General features: G+C 70.2%; 15 protein-coding genes and 1 tRNA gene. 4 read left to right on the top strand and 12 right to left on the bottom strand.

Going from position 1 to position 14,703, the window contains the following annotated elements; all coding sequences use genetic code 11:
- Positions 1-97 precede the first annotated feature (97 nt).
- Positions 98-1,009: a helix-turn-helix transcriptional regulator gene (locus ACZ5DS_RS40685; RefSeq protein ID WP_468249066.1), complete on the top strand. Its 912-nt coding sequence runs from the start codon at positions 98-100 to the stop codon at positions 1,007-1,009.
- A gap of 53 nt (positions 1,010-1,062) precedes the next feature.
- Here ACZ5DS_RS40685 and ACZ5DS_RS40680 read toward each other — a convergent pair.
- The 7 genes from ACZ5DS_RS40680 to ACZ5DS_RS40650 all read right to left on the bottom strand — a co-directional run bounded on the left by ACZ5DS_RS40680 (position 1,063) and on the right by ACZ5DS_RS40650 (position 5,455).
- A tRNA-Ala gene (locus ACZ5DS_RS40680) sits at positions 1,063-1,135 on the bottom strand.
- A gap of 107 nt (positions 1,136-1,242) precedes the next feature.
- Positions 1,243-1,911 (bottom strand): histidine phosphatase family protein, encoded by a 669-nt coding sequence (locus ACZ5DS_RS40675; RefSeq protein WP_468249064.1) that lies wholly within the window; start codon positions 1,909-1,911, stop codon positions 1,243-1,245.
- On the bottom strand, positions 1,911-2,354 hold the full coding sequence (gene rsfS / locus ACZ5DS_RS40670) for a ribosome silencing factor (protein WP_468249061.1): 444 nt from the start codon (positions 2,352-2,354) through the stop codon (positions 1,911-1,913). Before rsfS ends, ACZ5DS_RS40675 begins: the two co-directional genes overlap by 1 nt.
- Positions 2,355-2,456: 102 nt before the next feature.
- Positions 2,457-4,184, bottom strand: a complete 1,728-nt coding sequence (locus tag ACZ5DS_RS40665; RefSeq protein WP_468249058.1) for an LCP family protein — start codon at positions 4,182-4,184, stop codon at positions 2,457-2,459.
- 16 nt (positions 4,185-4,200) lie between these two features.
- A complete protein-coding gene (gene nadD / locus ACZ5DS_RS40660; RefSeq protein WP_468249055.1) occupies positions 4,201-4,929 on the bottom strand; it encodes a nicotinate-nucleotide adenylyltransferase in 729 nt (242 codons plus the stop codon).
- A 56-nt stretch (positions 4,930-4,985) separates the two neighbouring features.
- Positions 4,986-5,150 (bottom strand): hypothetical protein, encoded by a 165-nt coding sequence (locus tag ACZ5DS_RS40655; protein ID WP_468249053.1) that lies wholly within the window; start codon positions 5,148-5,150, stop codon positions 4,986-4,988.
- Positions 5,151-5,293: 143 nt separating this feature from the next.
- The gene (locus ACZ5DS_RS40650; RefSeq protein ID WP_468249050.1) at positions 5,294-5,455 is read right to left on the bottom strand and encodes a hypothetical protein; all 162 of its coding nucleotides are present in this window, start codon (positions 5,453-5,455) and stop codon (positions 5,294-5,296) included.
- 103 nt (positions 5,456-5,558) lie between these two features.
- Between ACZ5DS_RS40650 and ACZ5DS_RS40645 the strand changes: the two genes are divergently transcribed.
- Positions 5,559-6,653, top strand: a complete 1,095-nt coding sequence (locus ACZ5DS_RS40645; RefSeq protein WP_468249048.1) for a M48 family metallopeptidase — start codon at positions 5,559-5,561, stop codon at positions 6,651-6,653.
- A 121-nt stretch (positions 6,654-6,774) separates the two neighbouring features.
- Here the strand turns inward: ACZ5DS_RS40645 and ACZ5DS_RS40640 are convergent, their stop codons facing one another.
- From ACZ5DS_RS40640 to proB, 5 genes are all read right to left on the bottom strand, one after another.
- Positions 6,775-7,842: an SCO2583 family membrane protein gene (locus ACZ5DS_RS40640; RefSeq protein WP_468249045.1), complete on the bottom strand. Its 1,068-nt coding sequence runs from the start codon at positions 7,840-7,842 to the stop codon at positions 6,775-6,777.
- 111 nt (positions 7,843-7,953) lie between these two features.
- On the bottom strand, positions 7,954-8,526 hold the full coding sequence (locus ACZ5DS_RS40635; RefSeq protein WP_468249043.1) for an SCO2584 family spore wall biosynthesis protein: 573 nt from the start codon (positions 8,524-8,526) through the stop codon (positions 7,954-7,956).
- Positions 8,527-8,611: 85 nt separating this feature from the next.
- Positions 8,612-9,898, bottom strand: coding sequence for a glutamate-5-semialdehyde dehydrogenase (locus ACZ5DS_RS40630; RefSeq protein ID WP_468249040.1), 1,287 nt, complete (start codon positions 9,896-9,898; stop codon positions 8,612-8,614).
- Positions 9,899-10,057: 159 nt separating this feature from the next.
- Positions 10,058-10,492, bottom strand: a complete 435-nt coding sequence (locus tag ACZ5DS_RS40625; RefSeq protein ID WP_468249038.1) for a hypothetical protein — start codon at positions 10,490-10,492, stop codon at positions 10,058-10,060.
- Between the two features lie 161 nt (positions 10,493-10,653).
- Complete coding sequence (proB, locus tag ACZ5DS_RS40620; RefSeq protein ID WP_468249219.1) at positions 10,654-11,760, bottom strand: glutamate 5-kinase; 1,107 nt, start codon at positions 11,758-11,760, stop codon at positions 10,654-10,656.
- A 474-nt stretch (positions 11,761-12,234) separates the two neighbouring features.
- Here proB and ACZ5DS_RS40615 point away from each other — a divergent pair, with 474 nt between their 5' ends.
- Together ACZ5DS_RS40615 and ACZ5DS_RS40610 are read left to right on the top strand one after the other, a co-directional pair.
- Positions 12,235-14,538 carry a bifunctional glycosyltransferase/CDP-glycerol:glycerophosphate glycerophosphotransferase gene (locus tag ACZ5DS_RS40615; protein WP_468249036.1) on the top strand — a complete coding sequence of 768 codons (2,304 nt, stop codon included), beginning with the start codon at positions 12,235-12,237 and terminating at the stop codon, positions 14,536-14,538.
- A gap of 28 nt (positions 14,539-14,566) precedes the next feature.
- The coding region (locus ACZ5DS_RS40610) for a sugar phosphate nucleotidyltransferase (protein ID WP_351248458.1) at positions 14,567-14,703 on the top strand (137 nt) is incomplete at its 3' end.

The raw sequence follows: 14,703 nt of genomic DNA, 5'->3' as shown, positions 1-14,703 counted from the left end.
GCCGAGTGCCCGCTGATGCTGGTACTGGCAGCACCTGGCAGCGCCCGGGCCGGGTGCCGACCATGGGGACGGGACGACGGGGGACGGGGGATCGACGATGGGGACGACGACACAGCGCCGCAGGCCGGAGCTGGCCGCCTTTCTGCGCAGCAGGCGGGCCAGGGTGACACCGGCCGACGTGGGCATGCCGCCGGGGCTGCGGCGGCGCACGCCGGGGCTGCGCCGGGAGGAGGTCGCCCAGCTCTCGGGCGTGGGGGTGACCTGGTACACGTGGCTGGAGCAGGGGCGGCCGATCAACGCCTCTCCGCAGGTGCTGGACGCGGTCGCGCGAACGCTGCGGCTGGACCCGCCGGAGCGCGAGCACCTGTACCGGCTGGCGGAGGTGCCCTTCGAGCCGGCCCCCGAGAGCCTCACCCGCCGGATCGGCCCGGAGGTCCAGGGCATCATCGACGCCCTCGACCCGCTGCTCGCGGTGGTCTACAACTCGCGGTACGACGTCCTCGCCACCAACGCGCCCTACCGCGACCTGTTCGTGGTGCCGGAGACCCTCCGGATCGGTGTGGCCAACGTGTTGTGGACGCTGTTCACGATTCCGGAGGAGACCTGTCCGGTGGTGCACCGGCAGTGCGAGCTGCCGGTGATGGTCGCGACGCTGCGGTCGGCGTACGGCAGACACGTGGGCGAGCCGGCCTGGGAGGAGTACATACGCGGGCTGTCGGCTGCGAGCCCCTACTTCGCGACGCTGTGGGCGAGCGGGGAGGTGACGCCGCCGGGGCCGCGGGTGAAGACGTTCCGTCACCAGAGGGTGGGCGAGATGCGGATGACCTCGCAGTCGCTGTCCATCGACGGGATGCCCGAGTGCCGGATCGTGATCTACACGCCGGCTGACGAAGACGCGCGCGCGAAGGTCGCGTTGCTGAGAGAACGGAGACAGCCGCTGTGGCCGCCGACCGACGGGGAGGCCGCCGAGATCATCCGTCGATGGAATACAGAAAATCCCGCCCCCTGAGGGGACGGGATTCTCATCACCGATCTTTGACAACTCAACAGAGTGTCGATCCGTGGAGCTAAGGAGAATTGAACTCCTGACCTCCTGCATGCCATGCAGGCGCTCTACCAACTGAGCTATAGCCCCTGGTGTTCTTCCCGCTCGGCGGGGCGAACAAGAAGAACTTTAGCCTGCGACCTGCCGGAAAGTGAAATCCGGGTCCCCGGGCCGGGAACGGCGGGCCCTCGGGCCGCTCAGTCGTCGTCGCCGAGGACGGGCTCCGGGAGGGTGCCCGCGTTGTGCTCCAGCAGCCGCCAGCCGCGGGCGCCTTCGCCGAGCACCGACCAGCAGCAGTTGGAGAGACCGCCGAGGCTCTCCCAGTGGCCGGCCTCCAGGCCGAGGAGACGGCCGATGGTGGTCCGGATGGTGCCGCCGTGGCTGACCACCACGAGGGTGCCGTCCTCCGTCAGCTTCTCGGCGTGCCGCAGCACGACAGGTGCGGCACGGTCGGCGACCTCGGTCTCCAGTTCGCCGCCGCCGCGGCGGACCGGCTCACCGCGCTTCCAGGCGGCGTACTGCTCGCCGTAGCGGGCGATGATCTCGTCGTGCGTCAGCCCCTGCCAGACGCCCGCGTAGGTCTCCCGCAGGCCCTCCTCGCGGACGACGTCGAGGCCGGTGAGGGCAGCCAGCTCGGCGGCCGTGTTCGAGGCCCGCTGCAGGTCCGAGGAGACGATCGCGTCGGGTCCCAGGGAGGCGAGCAGCCGGGCGGCACGGCGGGCCTGGCCGATGCCGGTCTCGGTCAGCTCGACGTCCGTGGTGCCCTGGAAGCGGCGCTCCACGTTCCAGGCGGTCTGGCCGTGGCGCCACAGGATGATGCGGCGCCCCCGGTCCTTGCGGTCGCTCACCTCGCCCGTGGCGCTCATCACCACTCCCTGCCCGGTTCGTCGGCGGCCTCGGCGGCCTGCAGCTTGGCGTGCTCCGCGGCCTTGCCGCGGGTGGCCTTGGCGTCGGCGGGCAGCTCGAGCTCGGGGCAGTCCTTCCACAGCCGCTCCAGGGCGTAGAAGACCCGCTCCTCGCTGTGCTGGACGTGGACGACGATGTCGACGTAGTCGAGCAGGATCCAGCGGGCCTCGCGGTCGCCCTCGCGGCGTACCGGCTTGGCGCCGCGCTCCTTCAGCAGGCGCTCTTCGATCTCGTCGACGATCGCCTTGACCTGGCGGTCGCTCGGTGCGGAGGCCAGCAGGAATGCGTCCGTGATCGACAGGACGTCGCTGACGTCGTAGGCGATGACGTCGTGGGCGAGCTTGTCGGCCGCCGCCTGGGCGGCGGTGTTGATGAGCTCAAGGGAACGATCGGTGGCGGTCACTACATGGCTTTCCGTCAAGGGGTCACTTGACACCAAGGGTCTCACGGACCGCCTGACGCACCCCACGTGATTACGGCATCACGTGGGGTGCCCCGGGCGCTGTCAGGAGGAGGCGGGCTTGTAGTCGGTGCCGAGGACGACCGAGACGTCGGCACCGGAGGAGACGGTGCCCTTGGCCACGGAGGCGGCGGGCAGGCCCAGGGTCTTGGCGACCTCGGTGGCGTTCGCCTTGTCGGCGGAGTCCGCGTAGAGCACCTTGGAGGTGGCCCGGGTGCTGGAGGCGGTGCCGCCCTCGAGGAAGGTGAAGCCGCCGTTGAGGAGCACCACGCGGGCCTTCTCGGAGTCGTCCTTCACACCGGTGGCGTTCTGGACGGAGACCCGGACCGCAGAGCCCGCGTCGGGGCTCTTGGCGGTGCCGCCGAGGATGTCCTTCACGACGCTGTCGCTGGTCTTGGCCGTCAAGGTGCCGTCGGACTGCACGGGCAGCAGGGCCGTCCTGTAGTCGCCGCCCTTGGCGAGGTCGGCGAGCTTGGCGAGGAAGGCGCCGAGGTCCTTGTCGGTCAGCGGCGGGTCGAGGATCTGCGCGAGGGTCTGCACGGTGACCGTGGCGTCCGCCGCGTCGGAGGAGATCTTGCGCAGCACACCCTGCATGACCTGTCCGAACCGCTCCAGCTGGGCGTTCTGGGCCTCGCCGGAGGCGCGGTAGGTGGCGTAGGCGACGGCCATCTTGCCACTGAGGGTCTGGCCCTTGCCCCGGTGGACCAGCGGCGCGGTGCCCTTCTTCTTCGCGTCCGGGTCGGGCACGTCGGCGTTGGTGTCGATGTCGATGCTGCCGACCAGGTCGACGAGGTTCTGTAGGTAGGGGGTGTCCAGGCGCCAGGTGCCCTGGATGTCGGTGCCGAGGACGGTGTCGAGCTGGTCGCGGGTGCCCGAGGAGCCGTCGTCGTCGACCGACTTGGCGAGGGTCGTGGTGGAGCCGTCGTCGCCGCTCAGCGCGAGAGAGTTGGGCAGCAGGACGGTCGTGCCCTGCTTCGTGGTGGTGTTGTCGACCAGCAGCGCCGTGGAGGTGCCGCCCTTGCCGGTGTTGTGCAGGTGGACAACGATCACGTCGCGCTTCTGGGCGGTGACCGGCGTCGCCGTGCCCGTCTTGGAGCCGGAGGAGGACAGGCCGGGCAGTTTTCCGGCGTACCAGAGGTAGCCGACGCCGCCGACGGCGACGAGGGCGAGGACGACGAGGAGGGCGATGATCCGGCTGCGGGCGCGGCGGCGGGCCTCCTCGCGGCGCTCGGTGCGGTTCTCGGTGAACTTCAGCCAGTCGATGACGTCCTCGGAGTCGCCGTCCGGCTCCTCCACGAACGCGAACTGCCCGGTGTGGTAGTCCCGTTCCCGCGCGTCCGCCTGCTCCTCGGGCTCCTGCCGGGCCTGCGTGCGCTCGGCCGGACCGGCCTGCTGCGGGATGTACGCGGTCTGTTCGGCGACCCGGGGCTGCTGCCCGCTGGTCGCGGCCTGCCCGTAGGGGTCGTACGGGGCGGCGGTGCCGTGGGTCCCGGTGCCGTACGGGTCGTAGGGGGCCTGGGAGCCGTAGCCGTCGTAGGAGGGTGCGGCGGGCGGCTGTTGACCGGTGTCGTACGGGTCGTAGGACGGCGTCGACTGCTGCAGGCCGCCCGTGGCGTACGGGTCGTAGCCGTAGCCCTGCTGGGCATACGGATCGTAGGACTGCTGCTGTGCCGGGATCTGCCGGTACACGGGCTGCCCGTACTCGTCGTAGCCGACGAGTTCGTACGGGGCTGCGCCGTGGTCGGCGGAACCCGTGTCGTATCGGTCGTTCACCGGTGCCCCTCTCGGCTCACTCGCCGCGGTACAGCTCGCGCTTGTCGATGTAGCGCACGACTCCATCCGGCACCATGTACCAGATGGGCTCGCCCTTGGCGACTCTCGCGCGGCAGTCGGTGGAAGAGATGGCGAGCGCCGGCACCTCGACGAGCGTGACACCGCCCTCCGGCAGCCCGGGATCGGTCAGGTGGTGGCCGGGCCGGGTGACGCCGATGAAGTGCGCGAGGGAGAACAACTCCTCCGAGTCACGCCAGGTCAGCAGCTGGGCGAGGGCGTCGGCGCCGGTGATGAAGAAGAGGTCGGTGTCGGGGTTGAGAGCCCGCAGGTCGCGCAGGGTGTCCACGGTGTAGGTGGGGCCGCCGCGGTCGATGTCGATGCGGCTTACGGAGAACTGCGGGTTCTCGGCGGTCGCGATGACCGTCATCAGATAGCGGTCCTCGGCCGGGGACACCTTGCGATGGGTCTTCTGCCACGGCTGGCCCGTGGGCACGAACACCACCTCGTCCAGATGGAACTGCGCGGCGACCTCGCTGGCCGCCACGAGGTGCCCGTGGTGGATCGGGTCGAACGTCCCGCCCATGACGCCGAGACGGCGCTTGCCCGTGTGGGCGGGGCCGTTGCCCGGCCCGTACTCCGGGGTCCTCACCGTGCCGGCCGCCGGGTAGGCGCTCCTGGCGGCGTCGTCGGCCGCGTAGGCGGCCGCTTCGTTCGCCGGACCGGTAGGCATGTCCTGCTCTCCCATGCGTGCAGACCCTACCGGCCCGGCCTGAGGGCCCCGGCCGGGGACGGGGTCCCGGGTCAGCGGTCGCGGTTGAAGCGGGTGGTGATCCACAGCAGGAGCAGCAGGATGATCAGAGCGCTGCCGCCGGTGACGGCCGGGTTCAGGCTGTTGTGGTGGCCGCCGTGCTCCTCGCCCTCGGCGGCGAGGGTGACCAACTGGGCAGCGGTGCTGTGGAAGCTCATCTTCGGCAGGACCTATCGCGTGTGGGCGGGATAAAGACGTCGGCTCATCGTAAGCGGGCGGCCCGGCGCCGATCACGCCGACTCCGCCGTTGGGACCGGCGCGGGGCACGGGCCGGCCGTCGGCGGGGAACTTCCGGCGCCCGTCAGTCGTCCTTCTGCTTGTAGCCGCGCAGCAGGAACCATGCGGTCAGTACGCAGCCAAGGACCATCACGATCAGGACGACCCGGAGCAGATTTCCCGCCCCGTGCTGCTGGACGGCACTCGCGGCCTCGGTCAGCCAGGCGGCTGCGGGGTGGTGCTCCATGACATGGACTCCTTCGGCTTTACTGCCCGTCCACGGTATCTCCGCCTAGGCTGGCTCCTGCCTCGGGGGCACAGTGGGCACTCATACGCACATGGGGGAAGACATGTCCGACGACGGCCGCGAGCAGACGGGGCACGAGAGCGTGCCGAGCAGGCAGCGCAGGCGCTTCCCCGGGATCTCCTCGCGCGCGTACGAGCATCCGGCCGACCGGTCGGCCCTGGTGGCGTTGCGCAAGCTGAGCGGTTTCGACACCGTGTTCAAGGCGCTCAGCGGGCTGCTTCCGGAGCGGAGCCTGAGACTGCTGTTCCTGTCCGACTCGGTGCGCGTCTCCGAGCGGCAGTTCAAGCATCTGCACGACATGCTGCTGGACGCCTGTTACATCCTGGACCTGGAGAAGGTCCCGCCGATGTACGTCAACCAGGATCCGCAGCCGAACGCGATGTGCATCGGGCTGGACGAGCCGATCATCGTGGTCACCACGGGCCTGGTCGAGCTGCTCGACGAGGAGGAGATGCGGGCGGTCGTCGGGCACGAGGTGGGGCACGCCCTGTCCGGGCACTCGGTGTACCGCACGATCCTGCTGTTCCTGACGACCCTGGCGCTGAAGGTCGCCTGGATCCCGCTGGGGAACCTCGCGATCATGGCGATCGTCACGGCGCTGCGGGAGTGGTTCCGCAAGTCGGAGCTGTCCGCGGACCGGGCCGGGCTGCTGGCGGGCCAGGATCTGCGGGCCTCCATGCGCGGTCTGATGAAGATCGCGGGCGGCAACCATCTGCACGAGATGAACGTGGACGCGTTCCTGGAGCAGGCCGAGGAGTACGAGTCCGGGGGCGATCTGCGCGACTCGGTGCTGAAGATCCTCAACGTGCTGCCCCGCTCGCACCCATTCGCCACCATCCGGGCGGCCGAGCTGAAGAAGTGGGCCGAGTCGCGGGACTACCAGCGGATCATGGACGGCCACTACCCGCGCCGCAGCGAGGACAAGGACACCTCGGTCAGTGGCTCCTTCCGCGAGTCCGCCGCGAGCTACGCGGAGGACGTGAAGAGCTCCAAGGACCCGCTGATGAAGCTGGTCACGGACCTTGCGGGCGGCGCCGGCGACCTGGGCGGCCGGGTCCGCCGCGGCTTCGACGGCTTCCGGAGCCCGCCGCAGTCCCAGGAGGGACCGAAGGACACGCCCCCTCGGGACGAGGAGTAACTGGTCCCGCCCAGGGGCGCCGGGCCGTAGGACATGCGGCTCCGCCGCGTGGGCGCGACCAGCCCCACCTACGCAGCCGCAACACCCACCCGCACCCGACAGCGCACCCCGTCAGCCCACCTCACGCCGTCGGCTGAGCCCCAGCGGCCAGCGTCCCGCACAGGGCGGTGGCGCTGTCCGTCGCATAGGGATCGGTGCCTGCCGGGCCGCCTGTCCGGGCGGTCTGGCCGGCCAGGAGGGGGTGGAGGTAGGAGGTGGAGTCCTCCGCGCAGGACATGGGGCCGGCCTGGGCGTAGGACGTGGCCAGTTGCGTCTGGCCGACGCGCAGGTCGTCGCGGTCGAAGCGGAACGTGATCTCGCGCCGGATCGTGAACAGGGACACGGGGGCGTCGGCGGCACCGGTCGGACGCAGCGCGTAGACGAAGATCGTGTCGGCGCTGACCTCCAGCGTGGCCGAGTCGGCCTCGCCGGCCTGCAGGGTGCCCTGGACGCGGATCCGGTCGTCGGCCAGTTGCACATGGGAGGGGTCGAAGCGGACCAGCCAGCCGGTGGGGGCATGGCGGCCGTCCGCCGCCGGGTGGTCGAAGCTCTGGTCGAACTGGTCGAGCTGATCGGAGCCGAGGAGGGAGCGGGCCGGGCGGACCTGGCGGCCGGTGAGCACCTCGGGGTAGAGGGAGGAGCGGACGAGGTAGGTCCTGGCGATGCTCAGGGCGGCCGTGATCTGGCTGTCGGAGAAGTGCGCGGTGCCGCGGGAGGCCGGCAGCGGGATTCCGGCGGCGCCGGTCTCGAACTGGGCGGCGTGGCTGTGCGTGTACAGGGTCTCGGCGTCGGCGGCGCCGGGCACCTTGCCCTGTGGGGCGAGCGGGATGACGGTCATCCGCAGGGCCTCGACGGGGCGCCGGGCCAGCGGGGCGTCGTAGGTGTGGCGGACGCTCATGTAGACCGCGGTGCCGAAGGCGACGACGATCAGCACGGCGAGGATCAGGATCTGCCGGGTCAGTCCCCGGCGCAGGGGCGGGCGGCGGCGTACGGCGGGCGCGTGGTCGGCCATGCGCTCCTGCGCGGAGTACTCCTGGAGGCGGGCAGCACGGACGAACGACTCGTCGAACACGACGGATCGGTACTCGTCCTCTCCACCTGCGGGGCCGCCCTCGGGTGTCCCCTCCGGTGGGTCTCCAGGCCCGCCCATACTTTCAGAGTAGGTCTCGTGAGCCTCGGGTAAACGCCCTGCTACACGACAACTTCTGACAGGTTCTCACCAAGGACCTGTGCCCGGTGTTCAAACGACGTGTGCGGGCGTTCAGGGGGATCGGGGGATCGCCGAGATCGCCGGCTGGGAGGAGTTGACGGAGGCGGAGGGAGGCGAGGCCGCGCCCTGCTCCAGGCCGGTCGAGGTGGGTGACGGCATCCGGTCCCGGGTGTGCGAGGAAGCGCCCCGGTAGACCGCGGCGAAGGCCAGCGCGACCATGCCGATTCCCATCACGAGCGCGAGCACCCAGGCCACGGGCCGATGCCAGCGGACCTGCTTGCCATGGGTCCCGAAGACGCGGCCGTGGTCGCCGAGGACGTACGTCTCGTCCAGTTCGTCGTCGTCCCGATCATGACCGAAATCGGTGCCGTCGGAGCCGTACCCGTCGTCGTAGCGCTCGCCTCTGGCGTGGGCGCGGCGGGCTTCTGCCTCGGAGGCCTCGGCTCTGGCCTGCGCGGCGGCCAGGAGGCGCTCGACGGCGGTCGGCTCGTGCACCACGGCCGCCTGTACGAAGGCCTCGTCGAAGACCACGGAGGCGAACTCTTCGTCCGACACCCCGTGGTCGTGGTCGTCGTCGGGCTCCCAGCCGTCAGGGAACGGCGTGCCCCCCACGTCCTCCGGCACGGATCCAGAGTAGACCTGGGGGGTCAATTTGGGCAGACGGTATGGAAATTCATCCGCCTGATGAGACGCCTTTACGCAAGGTCGGTCAGCGGCGCACGTGGCCGTCGCCGGTGACGATGTACTTCGTGCTGGTCAGCTCCGGCAGGCCCATCGGGCCACGGGCGTGCAGCTTCTGGGTGGAGATGCCGATCTCGGCGCCGAAGCCGAACTGGCCGCCGTCGGTGAAGCGGGTGGAGGCGTTCACGGCGACGGTGGTGGAGTCGACCAGCTGGGTGAAGCGGCGGGCCGCCTGCTGGGAGGTGGTGACGATCGCCTCGGTGTGGCCGGAGGTCCACAGCCGGATGTGCTCTACGGCCCGGTCCAGCGAGTCCACGACGGCGGCGGCGATGTCGTAGGACAGGTACTCGGTCTCCCAGTCCTCCGGGGTGGCCTCGACCACGGTGGCCTTGGAGTCCTTGCCGTAGGCGAGCACGCGCTCGTCGGCGTGTACGGTCACGCCGGCCTCGGCGAGGGCGTCGAGGGCGCGCGGCAGGAACTCGGGGGCGATGTCCTGGTGGACCAGGAGGGTCTCGGCGGCGTTGCAGACGCTGACCCGCTGGGCCTTGGAGTTGATCAGGATCTCGATCGCCATGTCGATGTCGGCGTGGGCGTCGACGTAGACGTGGCAGTTGCCGGTGCCGGTCTCGATGACGGGGACGGTGGACTCGTTGACCACGGTCTGGATCAGGGAGGCGCCGCCGCGCGGGATCAGCACGTCGACCAGGCCGCGGGCGCGCATCAGCTCGCGCACCGACTCGCGGCTCTCGCCGGGCACCAGCTGGACGGCGTCGGCGGGCAGCCCGGCGCCGCCGACGGCGTCCCGGATCACCCGGACGAGTGCGCTGTTGGACTCGTAGGCGGAGGCCGAGCCGCGCAGCAGTACGGCGTTGCCCGACTTCAGGCAGAGGGCGGCGGCGTCGACGGTGACGTTCGGGCGGGCCTCGTAGATGATGCCGACCACGCCGAGCGGGACGCGGACCTGGCGCAGGTCGATGCCGTTGGGGAGGGTGGAGCCGCGGACGACCTCACCGACGGGGTCGGGCAGCTTCGCGACGTCGCGGACGTCGGAGGCGATGGCGCGGACTCGCTCGGGGGTGAGGGTGAGCCGGTCGACGATGGCCTCGCTGGTGCCGTTCTCCCGGGCCTTGGCCACGTCCTTGGCGTTGGCCTCGACGATCTCGCTGGTCCGGACCTCCAGGGCGTCGGCGATGGCGAGCAGCGCGTCGTCCTTCACGGCGCGCGGGAGCGGCGCGAGGTCGGCGGCGGCGGCCTTGGCCCGGTAGGCGGCCTGGGTGACCGGGGACATGGCGTCGTACGGCGAGAGCGTGGTCATGCTCGCAGGGTAGTGCGCCGGGAGGCGGACGCGGCAATTGTCCCGGAAGCCGAGACGGGACGGCGCCCGCAGTCCCTGCGGGTTCCGTGGTCGCCACCGACCGCGCCGTGGGGGCCACCACACCGTGGGGACCGTCGGCGGGTCATCTCGAGGTGCAGGTCAGAAGGGGTGGATGCCGACCGGAGTGGCGGGGGCCGGGCCGTATCCCTCGGCGATGCGCTGGTGGTAGGTCTCGCGGTCGATGACCTCCAGGCCGACGATCTCCCAGGCCGGCAGCCCGGCGGTCTGCCGGTGCTCGCCCCACAGGCGCAGCGCGACGGCGGCCGCGTCGTGCAGGTCGCGGGCTTCCTCCCAGTACCGGATCTCCGCGTGATCGCTCGCGTATCTGCTGGTCAGCAGGAAGGGGTGGTCGTGGGCGAGCTGTTCCAGGGCACGCCGCAGGTCCGGCAGCGGCACACTCTCCCCGGAGACGCTGAGGGTGACGTGCCACAGGCGGGGCAGGTCCTTGGGCTCCTCGTAGTCCTGGTAGGTGTCACCGGCCGCGACGCTCGTCAGAGCACCGCGGGACGCCGCCCCAGGGCGCACTCGTCTCACGACGGTCTCCTTACACGCAATGCCTCTTGACGGAACGTGTCCCTTCAACATGCCTCTGGGACAAAGTTGAGCAGGCCGCAGGGCTCCGCGTGGCGGTTTTACGGAACGTCCCCCAGCGGGGGCGTTCGTTACGCCCCGTTTTACGAGCGGTTTTACAAGTGTTACGAGTGCAGGAGCACCAGGTCGTCCCTGTGTACGACCTCACGTTCGTACGCCGGGCCCAGCTCGCGCGCCAGCTCGCGGGTCGAACGCCCGATCAGCTGGGGGATCTCCTTGGCGTCGAAGTTGACGAGTCCGCGGGCCACCGCGCGTCCGGTGCCGTCGCGCAGCTCGACGGGGTCGCCGGCGCTGAACTCGCCCTCGACGGCGGCGATTCCGGCGGGCAGCAGCGACTTGCGCCGCTCGACCACCGCGCTGACCGCGCCGTCGTCCAGGGTGAGGGAGCCCTGCGGGGTGGAGGCGTGCTGCAGCCACAGCAGCCGGCCGCCGGAGCGCTTGGCGCTGGGGTGGAAGTAGGTGCCGGTGTCGCCGCCGGCCAGGGCGTCGGCCGCGTGGATCGCGCTGGTGAGCACCACCGGGATGCCCGCGGCGGCCGCGATCCGGGCGGCCTCGACCTTGGTGGCCATGCCGCCGGTGCCGACGCCGGCCTTGCCCGCGCTGCCGATCTCGACCTCGGCGAGGTCCTCGGGCCCCCGTACCTCCGCTATCCGCGAGGTGCCCGGCTTGCTGGGGTCGCCGTCATAGACGCCGTCGACGTCGGAGAGCAGGACCAGCAGGTCGGCGTGGACGAGGTGGGCGACGAGGGCGGCCAGGCGGTCGTTGTCGCCGAAGCGGATCTCGTCCGTGGCAACGGTGTCGTTCTCGTTGACGATCGGGAAGGCGCCCATCGCCAGCAGCTTGTCCAGGGTGCGGGAGGCGTTGCGGTGGTGGGCGCGGCGGCTCATGTCGTCGCTGGTGAGCAGGACCTGGCCGACGCGGACGCCGTAGCGGGCGAAGGAGGCGGTGTAGCGGGCGACGAGCAGGCCCTGGCCGACGCTGGCGGCGGCCTGCTGGCGGGCCAGGTCCTTGGGGCGGCGGCGCAGGCCGAGCGGCGCGAGGCCTGCGGCGATGGCGCCGGAGGAGACGAGGACGATCTCCTTCTCTCCCCCGCTGCGGCTCTTGGCGAGCACGTCGACGAGCGCGTCGACGCGGTCGGCGTCCAGACCGCCGGCGGCGGTGGTCAGCGAGGAAGATCCCACCTTGACGACGATCCTGCGGGCCTCGCCCACGGCCTGCCTTGCCCTTGCCACCTGCGGTCCGTCCCCTTCGGTCTTCACGGAGCGTGCTCCCTGCGTCGCAATCTACGCCAAGGGGCAAGAACCGTGCGCTCCGGTCCGCTGGACGGACGCCGCCCGGGCGGTGCCGGTGCATGCATCTCCGCGAATTCGGACATGGCGTGCAGATAGGTGTCGAATCCGGTACGACAAGGAGGGCTCCGTGTCACCGAACGGCAACACCTTCATCACATCAGCGGATCGGAGCACCGGCACCGTCGCGGAACAACCGCATGGGGGCTCCCGTGAGCCTTGACACACCCCGGTTGACCAGGGGTCGATGAACGTACGGTAGGACCATCCACAGGGGCACGTACGGTAGGCTTCTACAAACGTTAACCTTGCACTCCTTGTGCCTCTCGCGTCCCGCACCCCATCCCCGGCTGCGGGGCGCGGTTGAGTTTGACCGACCGTCCAGGAGCCCCAAGCATGCCCGTTGCGAATGGAAACACTTCGCCGAAGATAAGCGTTGTCGTCCCTGTTTACAAAGTTCAGGGATATCTCCGCGCATGCCTGGATTCCATACTTTCCCAGTCCTTCGAGGACTTCGAGATCGTCGCCATCGACGACCACTCCCCCGACTCCTGCGGCCGCATACTCGATGAATACGCCGCCCTCGACAGCCGCGTCATACCTGTGCACTTCGAGGAGAACCGGGGCATCGGAAAGGCGCGGGACGCCGGTGCGCTGAAGGCGCGCGGCGAGTACATCCTGTTCCTCGACAGCGACGACACCCTCGCGGACGGCGCCCTGCAGGCGATAGCCGACCGCCTCGAGGTCACGGGCAACCCCGACATCCTGCTGCTCAACCACGTCCGCACGTACTGGAACAACCGGGTCCAGGCGAGCGCGGCCGGCGAGATGCTCGCCGCCGCCGGCACGGACGTCTTCACGGCGCTGGAGCGTCCCGAGTACCTCAGCATGTTCGCCGTCGTGTGGAACCGCGCCTACCGCCGTGAGTTCTACGTCGACGACCACAACTTCACCTTCACCGACGGCATCTACGAGGATGCCCTCATGGTCTACAAGACCATGCTGACCGCGGAGCGCATCGCCGCCACCGACCACGTCTGCGTCGAGTACCGCCAGCGCCGCCAGGGCAACTCCATGCGCACGCCCGGCCGCAAGCACTTCGGGATCTTCGAGCAGTACCAGCGACTCTTCGAGTTCCTCGACGAGCGCCCCCACCTGGAGCCGGTGCGGGCGCTGCTGTTCGAGCGCGCGGCCAGCCACTACCTGTTCACCCTGGCCCGTGAGGACCGCATCGTCCCCAAGGACCGCGCGGAGTTCTTCAAGCTGTCGGCCGCCAACTACAAGCGCTTCAAGCCGCAAGGCTTCGTCCTGCCGGAGGGCTCGCAGGGCGTCCGCTTCCAGCTGCTGGAGCGCGGTTCCTACACGGCGTACGCCGCGGTGACGGCCGCCGGCAACACCCGTCGCCAGATGATCAAGCGCGCTGCCAAGGTGAAGACCAAGCTCGGCAAGACCGCCTACGACCGGCTGTACCGGCTGCACCTGCGCCGTCCCGTGGACGAGAACCTCGCGGTCTACGCGGCCTACTGGAACCGTGGCGTCGCCTGCAACCCCGCGGCCATCTACGAGAAGGCGAAGGAACTCGCCCCGAACGTCCACGGCGTCTGGATCGTGAAGCGCGACGCGGTGGACACCATTCCCGCGGGCGTGGACTACGTGGTGGCGAACTCGCCCCGCTACTGGGAGGTCATGGCGCGCGCCAAGTACCTCGTCAACAACGTCAACTTCCCGAACAACTTCGTGAAGCGCCCGGAGCAGGTCCACCTGCAGACCCACCACGGCACCCCGCTCAAGCAGATGGGGATCGACCAGCAGAGGTACCCGGCGGCCGCCAAGAACATGAGCTTCGCCAAGATGCTGGAGCGGGCCGACAAGTGGGACCTCAGCCTGACCTCCAACCAGCACTCCACGGAGATCTGGGAGCGGGTGTACCCCTGCGCGTTCGAGGCGGTCGAGTACGGCTACCCGCGTAACGACGTCTACTTCCGGGCCACCGGCGAGGACGTCCTGCGCATCCGCCGTGAACTCGGCATCGAGGAGGGCAAGACCGCCATCCTCTACTGCCCGACGGTGCGCGACTACCAGAAGGGCTACGTGCCCCGCATCGACCTGGAGCGGTTCTGCCGCGAGCTGGGTCCGGGCTACGTCGTCCTGGTGCGCACCCACTACTTCTACGGCGCCGACCCCCAGCTGGAGGCGCTGCAGGAGCGCGGCCTGATCAAGGACGTGTCGCGGTACCCGGTGGTGGAGGACCTCTGCCTGGCCGCCGACGCGCTGATCACGGACTACTCCTCGATCATGTTCGACTACGCCTGCCTCGACCGCCCGATCGTCACCTACGCCGACGACTGGGAGGTCTACCGCAAGGCCCGCGGCGTCTACTTCGACATTCTCTCCGGCGAGCCGGGCGAGACCCCGGGCGCGACCGCGACCAGCGAGGACGAGCTGATCGAGGCCTTCCGTTCCGGCGCCTGGAACAGCGGCGAGGCCGCCGAGCTGCGGGCCGCGTTCCGCGAGCGGTTCGTGCAGTACGACGACGGGAACGCGGCGGAGCGCGTGGTGCGCCGTCTGTTCCTCGGCCAGGAGGCCGCCCCCGCGGTGGTGCCCCTGGACGAGCGGACTCCGGCGCCCTCGCCGGCCGCCCTCGCCAAGGCGCACATCCCGCTGCAGCCGGCCGGCGAGCGTGGCCTCATCGGCGCCTGACGTGCAGAACGAAAGAGACGAGCACTCCATGGTTTCCCGTCCCACCATCTCCAAGGCCGTCATCCCGGCGGCGGGTCTGGGTACCCGGTTCCTGCCGGCGACCAAGGCCACTCCGAAGGAGATGCTGCCGGTCGTGGACAAGCCGGCGATCCAGTACGTGGTCGA

It is taken from the genome of Streptomyces sp. NPDC031100, from assembly GCF_055570785.1.
This window is presented reverse-complemented; position numbering and strand designations above follow the sequence as displayed.

What these genes read in the sequence shown, in the direction of transcription:
- ACZ5DS_RS40685 (WP_468249066.1), top strand. Translation starts at nt 98, where the DNA reads ATGGGGACGACGACACAGCGCCGCAGGCCGGAGCTGGCCGCCTTTCTG.
- ACZ5DS_RS40675 (WP_468249064.1), bottom strand. Translation starts at nt 1,911, where the DNA reads ATGAGCGCCACGGGCGAGGTGAGCGACCGCAAGGACCGGGGGCGCCGC.
- nadD (WP_468249055.1), bottom strand. Translation starts at nt 4,929, where the DNA reads ATGGGAGAGCAGGACATGCCTACCGGTCCGGCGAACGAAGCGGCCGCC.
- ACZ5DS_RS40655 (WP_468249053.1), bottom strand. Translation starts at nt 5,150, where the DNA reads ATGAGCTTCCACAGCACCGCTGCCCAGTTGGTCACCCTCGCCGCCGAG.
- ACZ5DS_RS40650 (WP_468249050.1), bottom strand. Translation starts at nt 5,455, where the DNA reads ATGGAGCACCACCCCGCAGCCGCCTGGCTGACCGAGGCCGCGAGTGCC.
- ACZ5DS_RS40645 (WP_468249048.1), top strand. Translation starts at nt 5,559, where the DNA reads ATGTCCGACGACGGCCGCGAGCAGACGGGGCACGAGAGCGTGCCGAGC.
- ACZ5DS_RS40640 (WP_468249045.1), bottom strand. Translation starts at nt 7,842, where the DNA reads ATGGGCGGGCCTGGAGACCCACCGGAGGGGACACCCGAGGGCGGCCCC.
- ACZ5DS_RS40630 (WP_468249040.1), bottom strand. Translation starts at nt 9,898, where the DNA reads ATGACCACGCTCTCGCCGTACGACGCCATGTCCCCGGTCACCCAGGCC.
- ACZ5DS_RS40615 (WP_468249036.1), top strand. Translation starts at nt 12,235, where the DNA reads ATGCCCGTTGCGAATGGAAACACTTCGCCGAAGATAAGCGTTGTCGTC.